Annotated in this window: 18 protein-coding genes; 9 read left to right on the forward strand and 9 right to left on the reverse strand. The window is 63.5% G+C overall.

Annotation, left to right across the window (positions count from 1 at the left end; all coding sequences use genetic code 11):
• Positions 1–20: 20 nt before the first annotated feature.
• Entirely contained in the window at positions 21–1835 is a 1815-nt protein-coding gene (locus tag H3028_RS18280; protein ID WP_181298652.1) for a bifunctional UDP-sugar hydrolase/5'-nucleotidase, read from the reverse strand.
• A gap of 221 nt (positions 1836–2056) precedes the next feature.
• Between H3028_RS18280 and H3028_RS18285 the strand changes: the two genes are divergently transcribed.
• The gene (locus tag H3028_RS18285) at positions 2057–2545 is read left to right on the forward strand and encodes a DUF4126 family protein (RefSeq protein WP_181298653.1); all 489 of its coding nucleotides are present in this window, start codon (positions 2057–2059) and stop codon (positions 2543–2545) included.
• Positions 2546–2713: 168 nt separating this feature from the next.
• Here H3028_RS18285 and H3028_RS18290 read toward each other — a convergent pair whose 3' ends face one another.
• The 6 genes from H3028_RS18290 to trpB form a co-directional block, all read right to left on the reverse strand.
• Positions 2714–3463, reverse strand: coding sequence for a hypothetical protein (locus H3028_RS18290; protein ID WP_181298654.1), 750 nt, complete (start codon positions 3461–3463; stop codon positions 2714–2716).
• A 426-nt stretch (positions 3464–3889) separates the two neighbouring features.
• Complete coding sequence (gene yghU / locus H3028_RS18295) at positions 3890–4732, reverse strand: glutathione-dependent disulfide-bond oxidoreductase (protein ID WP_181298655.1); 843 nt, start codon at positions 4730–4732, stop codon at positions 3890–3892.
• Between the two features lie 219 nt (positions 4733–4951).
• The gene (locus H3028_RS18300; RefSeq protein ID WP_181298656.1) at positions 4952–6100 is read right to left on the reverse strand and encodes a sensor histidine kinase; all 1149 of its coding nucleotides are present in this window, start codon (positions 6098–6100) and stop codon (positions 4952–4954) included.
• A 164-nt stretch (positions 6101–6264) separates the two neighbouring features.
• Positions 6265–6498, reverse strand: coding sequence for a tryptophan synthase subunit alpha (locus H3028_RS18305; RefSeq protein WP_181298717.1), 234 nt, complete (start codon positions 6496–6498; stop codon positions 6265–6267).
• A gap of 209 nt (positions 6499–6707) precedes the next feature.
• Positions 6708–7517, reverse strand: coding sequence for a tryptophan synthase subunit alpha (trpA, locus tag H3028_RS18310; RefSeq protein ID WP_181298657.1), 810 nt, complete (start codon positions 7515–7517; stop codon positions 6708–6710).
• The gene (trpB, locus tag H3028_RS18315; protein WP_181298658.1) at positions 7514–8725 is read right to left on the reverse strand and encodes a tryptophan synthase subunit beta; all 1212 of its coding nucleotides are present in this window, start codon (positions 8723–8725) and stop codon (positions 7514–7516) included. The genes trpA and trpB overlap by 4 nt, the downstream gene beginning before the upstream one ends.
• Before the next feature lie 124 nt (positions 8726–8849).
• On the opposite strand from trpB, the gene H3028_RS18320 reads away from it, so the two are divergent.
• Together H3028_RS18320 and H3028_RS18325 are read left to right on the forward strand one after the other, a co-directional pair.
• Entirely contained in the window at positions 8850–9755 is a 906-nt protein-coding gene (locus H3028_RS18320) for a LysR family transcriptional regulator (protein ID WP_181298659.1), read from the forward strand.
• A gap of 245 nt (positions 9756–10000) precedes the next feature.
• The gene (locus tag H3028_RS18325; RefSeq protein ID WP_181298660.1) at positions 10001–11392 is read left to right on the forward strand and encodes a S8 family peptidase; all 1392 of its coding nucleotides are present in this window, start codon (positions 10001–10003) and stop codon (positions 11390–11392) included.
• Positions 11393–11425: 33 nt separating this feature from the next.
• Here H3028_RS18325 and galE read toward each other — a convergent pair whose 3' ends face one another.
• On the reverse strand, positions 11426–12493 hold the full coding sequence (galE, locus tag H3028_RS18330; RefSeq protein ID WP_181298661.1) for a UDP-glucose 4-epimerase GalE: 1068 nt from the start codon (positions 12491–12493) through the stop codon (positions 11426–11428).
• Between the two features lie 413 nt (positions 12494–12906).
• On the opposite strand from galE, the gene H3028_RS18335 reads away from it, so the two are divergent.
• The 6 genes from H3028_RS18335 (at position 12907) to H3028_RS18360 (ending at position 19120) form a co-directional block, all read left to right on the forward strand.
• Positions 12907–14091: a glycosyltransferase family 1 protein gene (locus H3028_RS18335; RefSeq protein ID WP_181298662.1), complete on the forward strand. Its 1185-nt coding sequence runs from the start codon at positions 12907–12909 to the stop codon at positions 14089–14091.
• On the forward strand, positions 14079–15320 hold the full coding sequence (glf, locus tag H3028_RS18340; protein WP_181298663.1) for a UDP-galactopyranose mutase: 1242 nt from the start codon (positions 14079–14081) through the stop codon (positions 15318–15320). Before H3028_RS18335 ends, glf begins: the two co-directional genes overlap by 13 nt.
• A 13-nt stretch (positions 15321–15333) precedes the next feature.
• Positions 15334–16488, forward strand: coding sequence for a beta-glucosidase (locus H3028_RS18345; RefSeq protein WP_181298664.1), 1155 nt, complete (start codon positions 15334–15336; stop codon positions 16486–16488).
• On the forward strand, positions 16485–18284 hold the full coding sequence (locus H3028_RS18350; protein ID WP_181298665.1) for an ABC transporter ATP-binding protein: 1800 nt from the start codon (positions 16485–16487) through the stop codon (positions 18282–18284). Before H3028_RS18345 ends, H3028_RS18350 begins: the two co-directional genes overlap by 4 nt.
• Positions 18281–18496 (forward strand): KTSC domain-containing protein, encoded by a 216-nt coding sequence (locus H3028_RS18355; RefSeq protein WP_181298666.1) that lies wholly within the window; start codon positions 18281–18283, stop codon positions 18494–18496. Before H3028_RS18350 ends, H3028_RS18355 begins: the two co-directional genes overlap by 4 nt.
• Before the next feature lie 408 nt (positions 18497–18904).
• Positions 18905–19120: a dodecin gene (locus tag H3028_RS18360; RefSeq protein WP_168425932.1), complete on the forward strand. Its 216-nt coding sequence runs from the start codon at positions 18905–18907 to the stop codon at positions 19118–19120.
• A 67-nt stretch (positions 19121–19187) separates the two neighbouring features.
• Here H3028_RS18360 and H3028_RS18365 read toward each other — a convergent pair whose 3' ends face one another.
• Positions 19188–20534 carry a sodium:proton antiporter gene (locus tag H3028_RS18365; RefSeq protein WP_181298667.1) on the reverse strand — a complete coding sequence of 449 codons (1347 nt, stop codon included), beginning with the start codon at positions 20532–20534 and terminating at the stop codon, positions 19188–19190.
• Positions 20535–20642 lie beyond the last annotated feature (108 nt).

The raw sequence follows: 20642 nt of genomic DNA on the forward strand, positions 1-20642 counted from the left end.
CCTGGCGAGGCTCACCCAATTTAATCCACTCGCTGAATCCGCCCCTCGACACTGGCGCTAAACGGCTGCGGTAGCGATTCGATGTAACCCACCAGCGCATCCAGATCCACCGGGCCGACGACGCGGTTGGTACCTTCGGTGAGTACGGTGAAGTTATCGCCGCCGCCCGCCAGGAAGGAGTTGACCGTAACCCGATAGATTGCCGCCGGGTTGATGAGCGCGCCGGTCGCATCGCGCATCTCGATCACGTGGTTGCCTTCGGGGCGGCTGGCGGACCAGCTGTACTGGATACCGGAGGGCTTGAGAATCCGCGCGTAGCTTTGGCCAACCCACTGTTGTTCCAGCATGGTCTTGATCTGCGCACCGGTCAGGTCCATGGAGACCAGATCGTTAGCAAAAGGCTGGATCGCGAATAGCTCGCCCCAGGTCACTTCGCCACTCTCCAAGTCGGCGCGGATGCCGCCCGGGTTCATGAAGCTGATCTGGGCGTCGGTGGCTACCCGTTGGGCGTCGGCGATGAGGTTGCCCAGAGCCGATTCACCGGCCGGCGTTTCGGTGCGGGTGAGGTCACCTTGCACAACGCCCACCACGCGAGCCACCAGTGGCTCGACCCGCGCATCGGCCTGCGCCACCAGCGCGGCGACTTCCGGGTCCGGCGAAAGGCCGGCGCCTTGGTCGGCCCAGGTGGTGAGGACAGCGGCGGACTTCTCGACGACATCGCGGCTGCGGCGGCTGACCACCAGTTCGATATCCGCGTAGGCGGTACCCGCCGAGAAGGATTGGGTCACGAGGATCGGCTTGCCGTTGGCGTTGGGTACCAGCGCGTTGGTGAAGCCGTGGGCGTGGCCGGAAATGACCACGTCAACTTCGTCATCCAGGCGCTCGATGATATCGACCACCGGTCCCTCGACGGTGTCCGCTTCCGGGTTGGTCGGGCCGTTATAGCTGGTCTGCTGACCGCCCTGGTGCAAGGCGACGACGATGGCGCGCACACCCTGACGGCGCAGCTCGGCCACCGATCGGTTGATCGCATCCGCCTCGTCGACGAAGCGAAGGCCGGCGACGCCGCTCGGTGACACGATTGAAGGAGTTTCCTTCAAAACCGCGCCGATCACGCCGATGCGCACGCCGCCGGCGTAGTAGATGGAGTAGGGCGGCAGAAGGGACTCACCGGTCGCCTGATCGATGACGTTGCTCGAAACTGTGGGGTAGCGCGCGCCTTTCCATTCGTCTTCGAGAAACGGTCCGTTGGCGTGGTTGCCGCCGGTGAGCTGGCGCAGCAGTTCCGTCTTGCCGTAATCGAACTCATGGTTGCCGAGGGTGCCGATCACGTTGCAGCGCTGCTGCGCGAGGGGCTGCGCACTGCGGGACATTTCCATCTGGCGGCTGAAGGGGCGGCAATACGGGTTGGCCAGCAGGTTGAGCAGGCTGATCGAAGGCTCATCGCGCAGCAGGGCGGAGTTGGGCGGTGAGGCGCCGACCTGATCACCGTCGTGCACGATGAGGGTGTATTCGCCGCTGGCGGATTTCAGGTAGGAGGCGAGCACCGCCGCGCCGCCTGCAGGGCGCCCGGCTACGCTGCGTGGGGAGAGCTGGCCGTGGAAATCGTTGATGCTGAGGAGGCTGACCGACACCACCGGCTCGGGCCGCCAGTCCGGGGCGCGCCAGCTGCGGCGTTCGCTGGCCCGCTGCCTGGCGGTGAGGCCTTCCAGCGGCTGGTCACGGTAATCCTGCTCGATGGAACCGTGCTCGGGTAGCCCTTGTTGGGCCAGCGCTGGGCCGGCAAGTCCGACCAGGCTTGCCGCGAACAGCCAATCCAGTAGGCGCGTATGCATTGTTATTTCCTCGGTGCGGTGGGGTCGGACCGAAACTAGGTAGCGCCCATGGCAGGTTGATGACCGCTTGTTGGCGTTTTGGCGAGAGGCGACGTGCGGTTTCGCTGATGCCAGCCGCTGCCGTCGCCGGGTGGTCATGTCGTCCGTCGTAAGCCGCGTGCCGCACCGAACGCTGGCAGCGAGCGTCCGGTCGCAGTTAACAACCACCGGGAGAAACGGCAATGACATCCAGCAATCTGTTATGGGGCGCACTGGCGCTTGGCGCGGTGACAGGCATGCGCAGCATGCTGGCGCCGATGATGGTCAGCCGGGCGCTGGCTGCGCGTGACGATATCGATGGAGCCGATGAGCCTGCACGCACCTTGGCCTCGCACCGTGCGCAACAGTTTCTGATGCCGATGGCCGCCGCCGAGCTGCTGGGCGACAAGATGCGCTTCGCGCCGGATCGGACGATTCTGCCGTCGATGTTGTTTCGTGCGTTATCCGGCGGCGTAACGGCGGCCGCTTTGGCTGGGGCGAGGCGCGAGCCGATCTGGCTCCCAGCCTTGATCGGAGCGACGGCAGCGCTGGTCGCGTCCGAGATCGGGCTCAGCATGCGTAAGTCTTACCAGAGCAACTGGCTGACCAATGCCGCGCTGGGGCTCACAGAGGATTGCCTGGCACTGGCGGTCGGAAGTGCCGGGTTACGGCGCGCGCTGAACGAGCGGTGACAGTCGGAGGGGGTCCGCCAAGGGCTGTGCTGAGGACGGCGGAAAGCGTTGCCGTTTCTTACATGGCGTTGGATCAAGCGTGACCGCCGGCGAGCTAATAGGACTCAGCGTCGCGCTGAAAGCGGGCCCCAAGACGGGCCGCATCGCGCGGCCCGTGGGGACTCAAGGTCAGCTTGGCCGTTTGATCACGCATACACGGTCAGTACAGGTTCCCGCCTGGGTGGCGTCCATACCTTGCGTCGCGTCGCGGGTGCCGACGGTCTCGCCGGCCAGGCCGCCTCCGGTGGGGTTCGCGGTCGCAGTCGTTTCCGGATAGTCCGTACCGGCTCGCTTGGCCGCACTACCCACGTCGTAGCGGCCAGTGTCGGCAGAGTCGGTCGCGGTGGTGTGGCCTATGCCTGCCGTACCGCCGGCATGTTGCGTATCGTCGGCGGTGTGGGTGGTGCCTGCGAAATGCTTGTCCAGATGGCTGTCGCCGCCAGTCGCACCGGCATAGGGGCTAGTGGGACCGGCATAGCCAGGCGTCGCGCCGGCACCGATGCCGTCGATGCTGAGGGCACCGTTGTACTCCAGTGCGTCGCGCGCACGGATCAGTTGATCTTCGTCATACACATCAACCGCGATCACCAGCGAGCCGCGGCGCACGGCCTCGGGGTATGCGGTGGCGTGACGGCGATGTTCTTCGTGCGGCTCATGGCCGAACAGCGATTTGAAGAAATGCGCAACCTTGGACTCGTGATGCTCAGGGTCCACCGTGCTGCCCGCGGTGGAGTAGGGCGCGTCATAGGCATGGATTTCGGCGCTCTCGGCGCCTACGGAATGAATCTGCTCTTTGGCAATGCCCCGCGCCATCAGGTCGCCCTGGGTACGATTGGCATCGGTCAGCGTTGCGAACGCTGCTACCAATGTGTGTTTCATGGTTCACCTCGCGTTGTGTTGAACAACTGGGTAGACGAGCGCTGCGCCTACGGGCCTGACGACACGTCTGGGTGCGAGCAACCGTGAACGATGGCTGCCTCATCGGCGGTCAAGAGCAACGCTCATGGATATTGGGTCTGGCTGTACGGCCATAGTTCAGCGAGGGAGGGATCAGCGGTCGGAAAGTCAGATCAGTTTCGCTTCGCGCTTTGGCAGCTTGAGTGGCTTGGCCGCTGCGGGCTGGCTTCAGCGAGGATTGTTCTGAGCGCTGACCATTGGCGCCTTCGGAGGCTAAACGGGCGAAGGGCGGTGGTGGCTTCGGTAGGGTGGCCGCGCGGCGTACCGCGTCAGCCCACCGTTCGGGTTGTGAGGTGGGCTGAAGCCCACCCTACCGGAGGGCCGGATGAACCTGATCCGTTCGGCGGCTCAGTCGAGGTCCGAGGCGTCGTGACGTTCGGGAGCCTGTTCCGATTCCTCGCCCCAGGTGCGGTTGACCTTGCGCCCACGGACCACGGCGGGACGCTCAGCCACTTCGGCCGCCCAGCGCTGCACGTGTTTGTAATCCTGTACTGAGAGAAATTCGCCGGCCTCGTACAGTTCGCCCCGGACCAGTACGCCGTACCAGGGCCAGATGGCCATATCGGCAATGCTGTAATCATCGCCCGCGACAAAGCGGTTTTCGGCCAGCTGGCGATCCAGCACGTCTAGCTGTCGCTTGACCTCCATCGCGTAACGATTGATCGGGTACTCGTATTTCTCCGGCGCATAGGCATAGAAATGCCCGAAGCCGCCGCCAAGGAAGGGCGCCGAACCCATCTGCCAGTACAGCCAGTTCAGGGTCTCGGTACGTGCGCGGGTCTCCGTGGGCAGGAAGGCGCCGAATTTCTCGGCAAGGTAGACCAGGATCGAGCCGGACTCGAACACCCGTAGCGGCTGGCCCTCGACCCCGTGGTCGGCCAATGCCGGTATCTTGGAGTTCGGGTTGATTTCGACGAAGCCGCTGCCGAACTGGTCGCCGTCACCGATCTTGATCAGCCAGGCGTCGTACTCGGCGCCGCTGTGACCGAGGGCGAGCAGCTCTTCGAGCATGATTGAGACCTTGACGCCGTTGGGCGTGGCCAGCGAATACAGCTGAAGCGGGTGCTTGCCGACTGGCAGCGCTTTGTCCTCCCGCGCGCCGGCGGTGGGCGCGTTGATGTTGGCGAACTTGCCGCCGGAAGGTGCGTCGTGGGTCCAGACTTTTGGCGGTACGTAGGTGGTGTCAGGCACGGGCAATCTCCACGAGTGAGTTGAACCAGGTATGTGCACAGCATCCTACGCGTTTGAACCGCAGGGTCGAAATCAAGCGGGTTGATAGTGGGCATCGACGTTGCGTAGGCGCAGGCTTTCGTAGGAGCCAGCTTGCTGGCGATCCGGGACGGCAGGAGGTTGCAGATCGCCAGCAGCTCCTACGGCGATCTTGCCAGGGGAGATAGCGTCGAGCCAGGGCTAGCCGAGCGGCGTCAGATCGTGTTCGGTCAGTGGCAGTCTGACGATAAACGTAGTGCCTTGATCGGCGCTCGATTCAACATGAATGGTGCCCTGATGGGCCGTCACGATCTCGCTGGCGATATAAAGCCCTAGGCCTAGCCCCGAGTTCGGTCCGTGCTCGCCAGCCGCGTAGTGGGAGTGGCGGCTCATAGGGTTGAAGATGTCAGCGATAGCCTCCTCGGCGATCGGCTCCCCCTGGTTGTGCACCGCGAACACCGCATGCGCCTGCTCGGCATGCAAGGTCACTCTGATCTGCGAAGTGGGACTGCCGTGCTGCACGGCGTTGCCAATCAGGTTGGAAAATACCTGTTCCATCCGCGCGGCATCGAACAGGCCGGTCAGGTTTCCGCTGGTCTTGCAGATGATTTTGCGGTCCGGATGATAGGCGAGCACTTCCTCCACCATGCCTTCGCACACCGCCGCCAAGTTGGTTTCCACCCGCTGCACCGGAATGCCGGTGCCGCTCTGCGAGCGAGTGAAATCGAGCAGGTCGTTGACGATCTTGTTTGCACGTTTGACGCTGGTATAGATACGTGACGCCAGCATGGTCGGCTTGGCCCCGAGGCTGCCATCCAGGAGCAGCACTTCCGCACCGAGCTGAATCGCGCCCAAGGGTGTGCGTAAATCGTGTCCAAGAACACCCAGAAAAATGTTTCGCGTGGCGTGGACCGTTTGTGAGTAGGTGGCCACGGACTCGGCGAGCGCCTGGTCGATGGCCTCGTTGAAGCGGGTCATGTCCTCGACTTCGAAGTCCGTGCCGGACGTGATTGCCTGCAACCACTTCCTCAGCACGCTGGAGCGCAGGGCGCGATACTCCGACACCATCTCGTCGATGCTGAAACCGGCCTCATGACGCAAGACCGCGTGAGTTTCCGCCGCCGTTTCACCGCCGCCTCTGCCGGCCTTGCCGACGGATTTGTCGAACCGCTGGGCTTCGGACTGATGGATGCTTAAATCTTCGGCAATGGTCCGCAGCATCTGCTCGGCATGGTCCCGCAGGGCTTTGGTGTCCATGGTGCGGGAGGCACCTGGGATGGTTCGGGCGAAGTCTTCCCACGACTGGAGGATGGGCTCGAGGTTATCGAGGATAAAAGTGGCAAGACGCATCGGGCTGCTCCGCAAGATTGGACGCCGCTAAGCTCACCGGGACAACCGGGGTTTTGCTTGCCTGCGACTGATCTGAATGTGGCTGACGCGAAATCAGAGGTTCATGTAACGCACACCCAGTATGCACCAGCCCCGTCGCAGTAATGCCGCAAACCGCTGCTCGGTCACCGGCCAGCGGGATGGGAGGATCGAGAGCGAAACGACCCGCTGCGAGCGCCGCGAACGCCGAAGCTCAGCTCGCTGCAGACGGTCGGTACATCATTCACGGCTTGCCCGGACGAGTTGGCTTTCACGATCCAATCCATCAGGGCCGAGCCTACCACCACGTCATCGGACAGACGGGCAATGGCGGCAGCCTGGTCCGGGGTGCGGATGCTGACGCCGATGCACAGCGGCAGATCGAATCAAGCGGCTTGGTGATCTCATCCACGTTGGGTAGCCGACCGGCTTTCGTAGGAGCCAGCTTGCTGGCGATCCGGGACGGCAAGGGGCCTGCTGATTGCCAGCAAGCTGGCTCTTACAAGGGAGGATGGCTTGCTGCTGATACGAAGAAACCGCTGCCCTGGTCAAGGGGCAGCGGCTTCAGGTTTCGGTACTGTGAAGTAGCTCAGCCGCGGGCGCCTCGCACGCCTTCACTCAGCTCACGGCACAAACCCAGTACGCCTTGGACGGCTTCGTCAGAGGTCTTGGCATTAGCGATCTGATCGATCAGTGCGGAGCCGACCACCACCCCATCGGCCAGGCGCGCAATGGCGGCGGCCTGGTCCGGGGTGCGAATGCCGAAGCCGATGCACAGTGGCAAACCGGTGTGGCGTTTGAGGCGCGCGACAGCTTCTTCGACGTGTTCCAGGGTGGCGGAACCGGCCCCGGTCACACCGGCTACCGAGACGTAGTAGACGAAGCCCGAGCTGCCGTTGAGCACGGTGGGCAGACGTTTGTCGTCGGTGGTCGGGGTGGTCAAGCGGATGAAGTCGATACCCGCGGCCTGGGCCGGGTCGCAGAGGTCTTCGTTATGCTCAGGCGGCAGGTCGACCACGATCAGGCCGTCGACGCCCGCTTCCACGGCCTCGGCGATGAAGCGCTCGACGCCCATTTTGTGGATCGGGTTGAAGTAGCCCATCAGCACCAGCGGCGTGTCCTGATTGCCCTGGCGGAATTCGCGGACCATCTGCAGCGTCTTGGCCAGGTCCTGCTTGGCCGCCAGCGCGCGGATGTTGGCCAGTTGAATCGCCGGGCCGTCGGCCATCGGGTCGGTGAAGGGCATGCCCAGTTCGATCACATCGGCGCCCGCGGCAGGCAGGCCCTTGAGGATGGCCAGCGAGGTGGCGTAGTCCGGGTCGCCGGCGGTCACGAAGGTCACCAGCGCGGCGCGGTTTTCCTGTTTCAGCTGGGCGAAGCGCGTCTGCAGGCGGCTCATATATGTTCTTCCTGTTCGTCGTAGTGGTGCATGACGGTCTGCATGTCCTTGTCGCCGCGGCCGGAGAGGTTGACCACCATCAGGTGATCCTTCGGCAGGGTCGGCGCGCGCTTGAAGACTTCGGCCAGCGCGTGGGCGCTTTCCAGGGCCGGAATGATGCCTTCCAGACGGCAGCACTTGTGGAAGGCGGCGAGCGCTTCCTTGTCGGTGATGGAGGTGTACTCGACGCGGCCGATATCGTGCAGCCAGGCGTGCTCGGGGCCGATGCCGGGGTAGTCGAGGCCGGCTGAGATCGAGTGGGCGTCGATGATCTGACCGTCTTCGTTCTGCAAGAGGAAGGTGCGGTTGCCGTGCAGTACGCCGGGGACGCCGCCATTGAGGCTCGCGGCATGCTGGCCGGTCTCGATGCCGTGGCCGGCCGCTTCGACGCCGATGATCGCCACACTCTGGTCATCGAGGAAGGGGTGGAACAGGCCCATGGCGTTGGAGCCGCCGCCGATGCAGGCAACCAGCGAGTCGGGCAGGCGGCCCTCCTGGGCGTGCAGCTGGTCGCGGGTCTCCTTGCCGATCACGGCCTGGAAGTCGCGGACCATGGCCGGGTAAGGGTGCGGGCCGGCGACGGTGCCGATCAGGTAGAAGGTGGTGTCGACGTTGGTCACCCAGTCGCGCAGGGCTTCGTTCATTGCGTCTTTCAAGGTGCCGGTACCGGCAGTGACCGGGATCACCTCGGCGCCGAGCAGCTTCATGCGGAAGACGTTGGCCTGCTGGCGATCGATGTCGGTGGTGCCCATGTAGATCACGCACTGCATGCCGAAGCGCGCGGCGACGGTGGCGGTGGCTACGCCGTGCATGCCGGCGCCGGTCTCGGCGATGATGCGCTGCTTGCCCATGCGCTTGGCCAGCAGGATCTGGCCGATGCAGTTGTTGATCTTGTGCGCGCCGGTGTGATTCAGCTCTTCACGCTTGAGATAGATCTTCGCGCCGCCGCAGTGCTCGGTCAGGCGTTCGGCGAAGTACAGCGGGGAAGGGCGGCCGACGTAGTCGCGCTGGAAGTAGGCCAGTTCTTTGGCGAACTCGGGATCGGTCTTGGCTTTTTCGTATTCGGCGGCCAGCTCGTGAATGAGCGGCATCAGGGTTTCGGCGACGTACTGACCGCCGAAGTGGCCGAACAGGCCCTTGGCGTCAGGGCCGTTGCGCAATGAGGTCATGGTCATCTCCTGCAGGGAAGCGGTGCTCCGCGTAGCGGCGGATGCGCGATAGGGTGAAAATTAACCGACTTGCGGTCCGATAAAAAGCGATAAGATCGCTGCAATCTGTCAGGAAAACTCACCAATGAGCCAAGACCTTCCCCCTCTCAATGCCCTGCGCGCCTTCGAGGCTGCGGCCCGGTTGCAAAGCGTAAGCCAGGCGGCGGCGGAACTCAGCGTGACCCACGGAGCGGTCAGTCGGCAGATTCGCCTGCTGGAGGAATACCTAGGCGTCGCCCTGTTCAGCAAGGAAGGTCGCGGCGTAAAACTCACCGATTCCGGGCTGCGGCTGCGTGATGCGACGGGCGATGCCTTCGAACGGCTGCGGGGGGCTTGTGTTGAGCTGCGCCAGCAGACCGCCGATGCGCCTTTCGTGTTGGGTTGCCCGGGTAGCTTGCTGGCGCGCTGGTTCATTCCGCGGCTGGATCGCCTCAACCGTGAACTGCCGGATCTGCACCTGCAGCTCTCGGCGAGCGAGGGTGAGCTGGACCCGCGGCGCGCCGGCCTTGACGCCACGCTCTGGTATGCCGAGCCGCCTTGGCCGGCGGACATGCAGGTGCACGAGCTGGCCGTCGAACGCATCGGGCCGGTATTGAGTCCGCTCCATCCACGCTGTGCCGCCCTGAGTCAGGCACAGCCGGACGAGCTACTCGGCGAGCCGCTGCTGCACACCGTATCGCGTCCTCAGGCCTGGCCGGCCTGGGCGATCGGCAACAGCCTCGATCCAGCCCGATTGCAGATGGGCCAGGGTTTCGAGCATCTCTACTTTCTGCTGGAAGCGGCGCTGGCGGGGCTCGGCGTGGCCATCGCGCCACAACAGCTGGTGGCTGACGATCTGCGCCAGGGGCGCTTGCTGGCGCCTTGGGGATTTGTCGAGACCCGCGCCAGGCTGGCCCTCTGGGTGCCGTCCCGCCGGCTGGATCGCCGTGCGGAGCGGCTGGCCGAGTGGCTACGCAACGAGCTGAGCGGCAACGGAACCGCACAAAGGTAGCGGCGAGCTAGGCCGGGCCGAGCAGCGCCCCGCTTGAGCCCTCCAGGCGTTTCGGTGGGCTGAAGCCCACCACCCTACGGGATTGGGAAGTCGGCGGACATTAACGGTAACCGACAAGCGGCGAGCCGTTTGTCTGTTGCCACTAAACCGCCGCTGTCGCTGCCGATACAGTCGTTATCGTCCCTCTCTGGGACCTGCCTGGCGATTCGGCGCAGGCTATCTGCAGTTGTTCGAGGAGAACAGTGATGGTCAAGAAGCGGCGTGTCGGTCTTTTTCTATTCGTTGTATTGGCAGCTGGCGCAGAGCAGGTAGCGGCCAAGCCGAGCCCGGCGGTAGAAGCCTCACTCAAGGCGGGCAGACCCTTCGTCGAGGGCGAGCTCCTGGTGCAATTCAAGCCCGGCGCGTCGGAGGCGGCAAAGGGTGCCGCGCTGAGCAAGCAGGGCGCCAAGGCGGCGCAGAAGCTGCTCGACAAGGCGGCCCGCAAGGACGCCAAAGGCGATCTGGTGCAGGCCAAACTGGGCAAAGGCAAGAAGGTGAATGCCGCGCTCATCGCGCGGCTTGCTGCCGATCCTGCGGTGGCCTTCGTCGAGCCCAACTGGATCTATCATCGCCAGCTCGCCAACCCCAAAGACCCGGGACTGAGCCTGCTCTGGGGCATGCAGGGCGCGACCACTTCACCGGCGTCGCCTTACGGTAGCGGCGCGCTAGGCGCCTGGAATGCCGGAGCGCTGTGCTCGAACAAGATTCACATCGGCATCATCGATGAAGGCGTCATGACCGCCCACGGTGACTTGCGCGCCAATACTTGGATCAATCCGGGCGAAGGCAGCCGCGCTGACCGCAAGGACAATGACCGAAACGGTTACATCGACGACATTCAGGGTTGGGATTTCGCCGCCAACAACGCCAGCATCTACGACGGACCGGCAGATGATCATGGCACCCATGTGGCCGGGACTGTCGCCGCAGTCGCTAACAATGGCGCGGGCGTGTTCGGCGTATGCCCTACCGCCAAGCTCATTACCGCCAAGTTCCTCGGAGTCAACGGCGGCACGACGGCGGGTGCGGTAAAGGCCATCAATTACCTGACGAAGCTGAAGCTGGCGAAGAAGATCAATCTGGTCGCTACCAACAATTCCTGGGGCGGGGGTGGTTATTCGCAGGCGCTTTACGATGCGATCAAGGCCGCAGGCAACGCCAACATCCTGTTCGTTGCCGCTGCTGGAAATAGCGGACTCAACATCGATAAAACGCCCAGCTATCCGGCGAGCTACACGCTGCCAAACGTGATTTCTGTGGGCGCTATCGACAAGGCAGGCCGCCGTGCGAGCTTCTCCAACTATGGCGTGAACAATGTGCACATCGCGGCGCCAGGAGTGAGCATCGTGTCCACGGTGCCGACTTCCACCGGTGCGGCCGGCTATGCCTATATGAGCGGCACCTCGATGGCTGCGCCCCACGTGGCGGGTGCTGCTGCGTTGTACGCGTCGTTGAATCCTTGTGCGACGGCAGCGCAAATCCGCACGGCGCTTCTGAGGCTCGCAGTGCGTGATCCGCAGCTTACCGGGGTGGTTCAGCTGAACCGCCGGCTAGACGTAGCCAAGATCCGCCGTGAACTGGCCTGCAGCGCGTCCTGACATGGCTCTTGATCATCGCAACCGCGCCGACGCCTAGCTCGCCAGCGCGGTTTCGGGGTTTGCTTCGGCCTTTCCGGTTGCGGTCTGTTCCACGGCATAACCCTGCGGATTGCGGCTCTGCCAGCGCCAGGCATCGGTGAGCATGGTCAGCAGGTCCTTCTCCGCCTGCCAGCCAAGCTCCTCCCGGGCCTTGGTCGGGTCTGACCAGCATTGAGCGATGTCGCCAGGGCGGCGCGCCTTGAACACGTGTGGCAGCCGCCGGCCGATCACTTCTTCGAACGCGGTCACCATCTGCCGTACTGAATAGCCTCGGCCGGTGCCGAGGTTCCACGTGGAAACACCGTGCACCAGATTCAGCCGCTCCAGCGCCTTCAGGTGCCCCTTGGCCAGGTCGACCACATGGATGTAGTCGCGCACACCGGTACCGTCCGGGGTCGGATAGTCGGCGCCGTAGATGCTGAGTTGCTTGCGCCGACCGACCGCCACCTGAAGCATGTAGGGCAGGAGGTTGTTGGGCGTGCCGTTGGGGTCCTCGCCAATCAGCCCGGACTCATGCGCGCCGATGGGGTTGAAATAGCGCAGCAGGGCGATCGACCAGCGCGGATCGGATTCGGCCAATCCCTTGAGCACGTTTTCCGCCATCAACTTGGACTGACCGTAAGGATTGGTCGGAAGGCCGGTCGGGCAGTTTTCGGTGATCGGCATTTTAGGCGAATCGCCGTAGACCGTGGCCGACGAGCTGAACACCAGCTTGAAGATGCCCGCTTCGGCCATCGCCTGACACAGCGCAATGCTGCCGCTGACGTTGGTCTCGTAATAGCGCAGGGGCTCGCGCACGCTTTCGCCGACAGCCTTGAGCCCAGCGAAGTGCAGCACCGCGGTCACCGGGTATGAGGCGAACAGCGCATTGAGCAGCGAGCGGTTGCGCACGTCACCCTTGACGAACTGAGCCTTGCGACCGGTGAGGGCTTCGACTCTGTCCAGCGCAATCTTCGAGCTGTTGCAGAGGTTATCCAGCACCAGCACTTCGTTGCCCGCCAGGAGCAGCTCCAGCACTGCATGGGACCCAATGTAACCAGCTCCTCCCGTTACCAGAATCATGTGTCTACCTCGCATAGCGGAAATTCTTCGACGCGCACGGAGATACACCGCTGACCGTATGAGCGCGGCCGCTGCAAGCATCTCCAGGGTTGGTGTCGGCGAGTCGGGCGGTGCTGACTGCTGAAGCACACGGCGCCGATGCCGGGGTAAATCAGGCGTCCTGTGATAGGGACGGGGGAAGGTGCGAGCAAGTTCCAACGAGGCGGCGGTCAGCCGATGACCGACCGCCCGGTTACGGTATGGGGAACCTTGGCTCGTCCTGTGTCGTCCATAGCCGGCGAGCTGCGCTTGTGATCGCCACGGTTGGGCAGGCTGCAGTGCGCCTCGATTTTTCTTTACCGCGCAGGCTGCGCGGGTTTATGCGATGCGGCAGAAGGGACTCTGGAGGACTTCGCCATCTGCACGAGGTAGCCATGAGCTGGGCCGGCCCTTATCAATACGAGATTGGAAAATCCCCCGACAAGCAGGAAACGCCGCCCGAAGTTGTTTTCGATGAGCTGGTGCCGACTCTGCTGTGTCTTTCGCATCTTCGCTGGAGCTTCGTCTATCAGCGCCCCCAGCACCTGATGTCCCGGTTCGCACGGGATTTTAACGTGCTGTTCGTCGAAGAGCCGATTCCCACCGAGGACGCCCAGCCCTGGCTGGAGGTGCGTCCCGAGGAAAACGACGTGCAGGTGCTGGTTCCGCGTCTGCCACAGGGCTGTGAGGGCGATACGGCGTTGCGCGTACAGCGCGACCTGCTCGATGGCTATCTGGACAAGCTCGGCGTCAACGACCTGATGCTCTGGTACTACACGCCGATGGCGCTGGGCTATGCCGGCCACCTAAAGCCGAAACTCACCGTTTACGACTGCATGGATGAACTGTCCGCCTTCCGCGGCGCGCCACCGGAACTGGTCGAGCGCGAGCGCGAATTGCTCAAACGCGCCGATCTGGTCTTCACCGGCGGCTACAGCATTTGGGAAGCCAAGCGCGAGCTTCACGACAACGCGTTCGCCTTTCCCAGCAGTGTCGACGTGGCCCATTTCGCCGAAGCACGGCGGACCCAGGCCGACCCGGACGATCAGGCCGAAATTCCTCAGCCGCGATTGGGCTTCTACGGCGTCATCGATGAACGCTTCGATATCGAGCTGGTGGCTGAAGTCGCTCAGAAGCGGCCGGACTGGCAGTTCGTGCTGGTCGGCCCGGTGGTCAAGATCGATCCGGCGGACCTGCCGCAGCGCGACAACATCCACTACCTGGGCGGCAAGACATACGACGAACTGCCACGTTATCTGTCTGGCTGGGACGTGGCGATCATGCCTTTCGCGATGAACGAATCGACGCGTTTCATCAGCCCGACCAAGACGCCTGAATACCTGGCTGGTGGCTGCCCGGTGGTGTCCACGCCGATCAAGGACGTGGTGCGCACCTATGGCGATACCGACATCGTCTACATCGCCGATACCCCCGATGCGTTCATCGCGTCGGTCGAGAAGGCGCTGGCTGACCGTGAAGATCGCGACCGTCTGCTGAAGACTGCCGATGAGATTCTTGGCGATATGTCCTGGGACCATACCTGGGCGTTGATGAAGGAGAAGATGCAATGCGCGATGTGAGCCTGCGAGACAGCAATCCCGAATACGCAGGTGGCGGCGCCAGCGACCATCCGTCCGGTGGCCGTCGCGGCTTCGACTACCTGATCGTAGGTGCCGGATTCGCCGGCAGCGTATTGGCCGAGCGCCTCGCCGCCGGGCTGAACAAGCGCGTGCTTGTCGTCGACCGGCGCCCGCACATCGGCGGCAATGCCTACGATCACTACGACGAAGCCGGCGTGCTGATCCATCGCTACGGGCCGCATATCTTCCATACCAACGCCCAGCGCATCGTCGACTACCTCTCGCGGTTTACCGAATGGCGACCCTACGAGCATCGCGTGCTGGCGCAGGTGGATGGTCAGCAAGTGCCGATCCCGATCAACATGACCACACTGAACAAGCTTTACGGCCTGAACATGACGACCGAGGCGGAGGCGGCGGCGTTCCTCGCCAGTCGTGCCGAGCCGGTGGATGACATCCAGACCAGCGAAGACGTGGTGATCAACGGCATCGGACGTGAGCTGTATCAGAAGTTCTTCCGCGGCTATACCCGCAAGCAGTGGGGGCTGGACCCATCGCAGCTGGACAAGTCGGTGACCTCGCGCATCCCGACGCGCACCAATACCGATGACCGCTACTTCACCGATACCTTCCAGCAGATGCCCAAGTACGGTTATACGAAGATGTTCGAGAAGATGCTCGCGCATCCGAACATCAAGGTGATGATCAACACCGATTATCGGGAAATCCGCGACGAGGTGCAGCACGATCACCTGATCTTCTGCGGGCCGATCGACGAGTATTTCGACTACCGCTTCGGCAAGCTGCCGTACCGCTCGCTGAAGTTCGAACACAAGCAGCTCGACCAGGAGCAGTTCCAGGCCGTCGGCACGGTCAACTACCCGAGCGAAGAGGTGCCCTACACGCGCATCAGCGAGTACAAGCACCTCACCGGGCAGGTCCACCCGAAAACCAGCATCACCTACGAATATCCCTCTGCCGAGGGCGATCCGTATTACCCGATTCCACGGCCGGAAAACGCCGAGCTGTACAAGCGCTACCAGAAGCTCGCCGACGAGACGCCGGGCGTCACCTTCGTTGGGCGTCTCGGCACCTACAAGTACTACAACATGGATCAGGTGGTCGGTCAGGCGCTGGCGCTGTACAAGCGCATCGAGGAAGCCGAGCGCGGCCCTGAGCCCGGCGAAAGCACCGAACACAGCCAGTCGCTGGCTGAACAGGCACCCTGAGACGAGGCGCAAGATGCATCAGCCCACGCTGTTCAAGAGCTTTTTCATGGGGGGATTCGAATGCTCCAATCACCGCCGCAGCGACGGCCGGCGTCTCGATCTGCTTGCCGCTACTGGACACGATCGCTGGGCCGCCCATGACTATGCCGTGCTGCATCGTCATGGTCTGCACAGCGTGCGCGACGGCCTGCGCTGGCACCTGATTGAGCACGCGCCCGGCGAGTATGACTGGTCGAGCTTCCTGCCGATGCTGCAAGCCGCGCAGCGCCAGGGAACCCAGGTCATCTGGGACCTGTGCCATTACGGCTGGCCGGACGATATCGATATCTGGCGACCGCAGTTCGTCGAGCGCTTCGCCCGCTATGCCGCCGCCGTAGCCCAGCTGATCAAGGATGAAACCGACACGGTGCCCTTCTATGCGCCGCTCAACGAGATCTCGTTCTGGGCCTGGGCAGGTGGCGATGAGGCCTACTTCAACCCGATGGCCCGCGGCCGCGGCTTCGAACTCAAGCATCAACTGGTACGCGCGACCATCGCTGCAATGCAGGCGATCCGTGACGTGGAGCCGCGGGCGCGCTTCGTCCAGGTCGACCCGGCCATTCATGTCGCCGCAGCGAATGATCGGCCCGGCCCGCAGCGCGACGCCGAGCGCTTCCGCCAGTCGCAGTTCGAGGCCTGGGACATGCTCTGCGGCGAGCTCTGGCCCGGCCTCGGCGGCGCGCCTGAATACCTCGATATGCTGGGCGTGAACTATTACTCGAACAACCAGTGGTACCACGGCGACGGCCGCACCATTGAGCGCGACAACCCGGACTACCGTCCCTTCAAGGGCATCCTCACGGAAATCTGGCAACGCTATAAGCGCCCGCTGCTGATCGCCGAAACTGGCGCCGAGGGTGACGTGCGCGGCGACTGGCTGCGCTATGTCAGTGAACAGGCCGGACTGGCCATGCAGCGCGGGGTTCCGGTCGAGGGTATCTGCCTGTACCCGGTACTGGACTATCCCGGCTGGACCGACGAGCGCCACTGCCCGGTCGGCTTGCTGGGCTTTCCCGACGAAAACGGCAACCGCTGCATACACGAAGGCCTGGCCGACGAGCTGCGACTGCAGCAGATGCGTTTCAGCCAGTTCAACCACGCCCTGCAGCTCGCCGAAGCCTTGCCATGAACGCGCAGGCGCCCCGCAAACCATCGGTGCTGCCAAGTTTGCCGGATCGGCCGGTCGCGTTTCTGTGGCACTACATTTGTGCGCGGCCTTGGCATTTCGGTGGGCTGCTGTTGCTGATCGTCAGCGCGGCGACATGCGCGGTGGCGGTGCAGTACGGCATGAAGCTACTGGTCGATGCGATGGCCCAAGGGAGTTCCAACCGAGGCGCAGCCGACGTCTGGTTCCCGCTGGGGCTGTTCATCAGCCTGATCGTCATCGAGAACGTGTTCTGGCGGCTCGGCGGGTGGCTCGGCTGCCGCACCGTGGTAGCCAGCATGGTGGATATCCGTGTCGACCTGTTCAAACACCTGACCGGACACCCGATGCGCTACTTCACCGAGCACTTTGCCGGCTCGCTGGGCAACCGTATCTCAGCGCTGGGCCAGGCCGCTGGCGCGATCTACGGTGGCCTGGCCTGGAAGATCGTACCGCCCATCGTGGACTTCATCGGCGCGGTAGTGGTGCTGCTCACCGTAGACTGGCGCATGGCCGTTGCGTTGATCATGTTCGTCGCCATCGTCGCGGTTCTGATCACCGGCTTCGGCATCCGCGGTCGCTCCAAGCATCAACGCTTCGCGGCACAGTCGGCGAGGGTGGGCGGCGAGCTGGTCGACGCGGTGTCCAACGTCTGGACAATCAAGGCGTTTTCAGCGCGGGACCGCGAAGCCGAACGGCTGGCCAGTGAGATCGGCTACGAGGCCAAGGCGCAGCGGCGCAGCTGGATGTACCTGGAAAAGGCGCGCGTCATCCACGACATCTGCCTGTCGCTCATGGCAGGCGGCATGCTGGTCTGGGCGATCAACCTGTGGGTTGGCGGCTCCGTAACCTCTGGCGATGTGGTGCTGGTCAGCGCCCTGACCTTCCGCATTTTGCACGGGTCACGTGATCTGGCGCTGGCGCTGGTGGACACCACCCAACAGATGGGTGCGATCAACGACACCTTGCGCATCATTGTCCAGCCGCACGGACTGGAGGATTCCGAAACGCTGCTGATGCTGGCCGAAGGCGACATCACCTTCGAGGACATCAGCTTCGGTTATCCCGGCCGAGCGCCGACCTTCGAGCATCTGGATCTGCATATCACGGCAGGGCAGAAAGTAGGCGTGGTGGGGCCGTCTGGCGCAGGCAAGTCCACCCTCATCCAGCTGCTGCAGCGTCTGGATGACGTACAGGGCGGACGCATCCTGATCGATGGCCAGGACGTCCGCTTCGTCAGTCAGAACAGCCTGCGGGAAAAAATCGCGGTGGTGCCGCAGGAGACCGCACTGTTCAACCGCAGCATTCGCGAGAACATCCGCTACGGGCGCCCAGACGCCACTGACGAGCAGGTCGTCGAAGCCGCACGCAGTGCGTTTTGTGACGGTTTCATTCGCGAGCTGCCGCAGGGTTACGACACCCTGGTCGGCGAGCGCGGGGTGATGCTCTCTGGTGGTCAACGTCAACGCCTGGGGATCGCTCGGGCGTTTTTGAAGGACGCACCGATCCTTATCCTCGATGAGGCCACGTCGGCGCTGGACACCCAATCCGAAGCGGAGATCCAGGCGGCACTCAACAATCTGGTGCATCACCGTACCGTGGTAGCCGTGGCACATCGCCTTTCGACGCTGTCGAGCTTCGACCGGATCATCGTGCTGCGCGACGGGAAGATCATCGAAGACGGCCCGCCGCATGAGCTGCGCAACCGTGGCGGCGCGTTCGACGCGCTGTGGCGCATGCAGGCCGAGGGCTTCAAGCAGCAACCCGATCCGGCGGTATGAAGCGCGTCGCGGTCAAGTCTCGCAGCCTCCGTGAGCTGGGTTACGACCCCGATGAGCAAGCTCTGGAGGTGCTGTTTCACAACGGCTCGGTGTACCGCTACGAGCAAGTGCCCGCCGAGGTGGTGCAGGCGCTGCTTGAGGCCGATTCCCTGGGACGGTATTTCAATCAGGTATTCAAACCCCAGCATTACCGCTATCGGCGCCTTGCGTGACATCGGCGGCAGGCGAGCAGTGGTGCCAGCCTAGGGTGGAAACTGCGAAGCATCTTCCACTTCGGACACCTCGGTGATACCGCTATCGATGACCCTACGCAGGGGCAGGCGGTGGATGAGCTTTGCGTTATTCGCCCTACGCGTCTACGCGGGCAGCTGACGGCAAGGGTTGCCGAGCTTATCGGTCGAGCTGGCGTCGTTCCCGTAAGTGGCCGAGCACCTAGCGCCCCGTAGGAGCGAGCTTGCTCGCGATCATCTCACCAAGCCGGCGGTTATCGCGTGATCCGCGAAGCATTCAGCGCCTCGATTGAGCCGCCTCGCTGAACTTCCGGGCAGCTCTGCGGGCCTCAATGGACAGGACGCGTCAATTCCGAGCGGAGGCTCCTCAGACCACAAGGGGATACATTCATGTCGGATCATCACACGTACAAGAAGATCGAGATCGTCGGTTCCTCGCGCACCAGCGTGGACGAAGCGATTCAGAACGGCATCGCCGAAGCCAGCAAAACGCTGCGCAACGTCGAGTGGTTCGAGGTCGGAGAAATTCGTGGCCATGTCGAAAACGGCAAGGTCGGACACTATCAAGTCACCATGAAGGTCGGCTTTCGCCTCGCTGACAGCTGATCGCCCCAGGCCACCCGGCAGCGCCTGAAGGTCGGCTGTCCGGGGCAGCCTGGCGCTGGCTGTGTCGTCAGGCCGCTCGGCTGCGCTCGTAGCGTCGCAATAGCGGTTGGGTGCTTAGGCCGTGAATCAGAATGCTCAGCGCCACCACAGGGATCACCAGCTGGATGACCTGCTCGGCTTCATCCGGCATGAGACCATGAGTCACCGCATAGCTCAGGTAGTACAGGCTGCCGATGCCACGGATGCCGAACCAGCCGACGGTCAGCAGTTGGGATCGATCCAGGTAGCGGCGTGGCATCAGCAGCCATACGCTCAACGGCCGGATCAGCAGAAACAGTGCCAACGCCAGGGGCACCGCGCGCCAATCCCAGTGCGCCGACACCAGCACGCCGAGCATGGTCACCAGCAGCACTTCCAGGCTGCGCTCCAACTGCCCGCCAAAGGTCAGGATATCGCCCATCATCACGCCTGCAGCCACCTTGGGTTCGTCGATGCGTTTGCTCTCCAGCGGAAGCTCACGGGGTGACAGACCGCCTTCGACCACATGCGGAACGGCATGGGCAATCAGCTCTTCGGACGGCGTTTCGGATTTTTTCGCGACCGAGACTTCGGCGCGGCGCAAGCCCAGGCCCGCAGCGAATACCGCGAGAAAGCCCCAGGCGCCGATGAGTTCGGCGCCGACATAGGCGAGGGCAATCAGGGCCAGCGCCAGTGAGTCGTTCGGCGACATCGAGGTGTCGGCGTGCTGGGTGCGCAAATAGATCGCCAGCTTGCCGATCAGCTTGCCGAGCATATAGCCGAACAGCAGCCCGGCCGGAACGGCCCAGACCAGCCGATGCAGCGCCCATTCACCGACCCAGCCCAGCGCCAAGGCTTCCTGCTCGATCAGCAGCAGGCCAAGCACCACGAAGGGGAAGGCCGTACCGTCGTTGAATCCGGCCTCGCCGGACAGCCCATAACGTACATGATCGCTGTCGCGGGAGTTGTTGACCTGCACCAGGCTGGCCAGAACCGGATCGGTGGGCGCCAGGATGGCGCCGGTCAGTACCGCTAGGCCCCAGCCGAGCCCCAGCAGGTAATGGCAGAACAGCGCGACGCCGGCGATACAGGCGAGCATCACCGGTCCGGCCAGGATATAGGTGCTCCTCCAGGCCGGATGGCCTAGCGGCATGCGAAGTTTGAGGCCACTGACGAACAGCGACACCAGCACCACGACCTCGGTGAGGTGCTCCATCCAGCCAGCAATCAGCAGGAATTCCATCTCCCACAGGCCGATGCCCAGCTGTCCGATCAGCAACCCGAAGCCGAGATAGATGAGTGACGTGGTTACCGGCAGCCAGCGCAGGTAGGCCGATGCCAGGGCGAGGATCAACAGCAGGATGCCGAGCACGGCCATCCATTCGAGAAAATTCATGCAGTTTTCCGGAAGCGAGCGTGATGCGCTAAGTGCGCGAGGCTGAAGATTCGAACGGCGTGGCTCGGCGGGGTTCAGCTGCGCCGCCAAGCGGAGGCCAGGCGGTTC

It is taken from the genome of Pseudomonas sp. Q2-TVG4-2, assembly GCF_013620795.1.
Classification (GTDB): Bacteria; Pseudomonadota; Gammaproteobacteria; order Pseudomonadales; family Pseudomonadaceae; genus Stutzerimonas.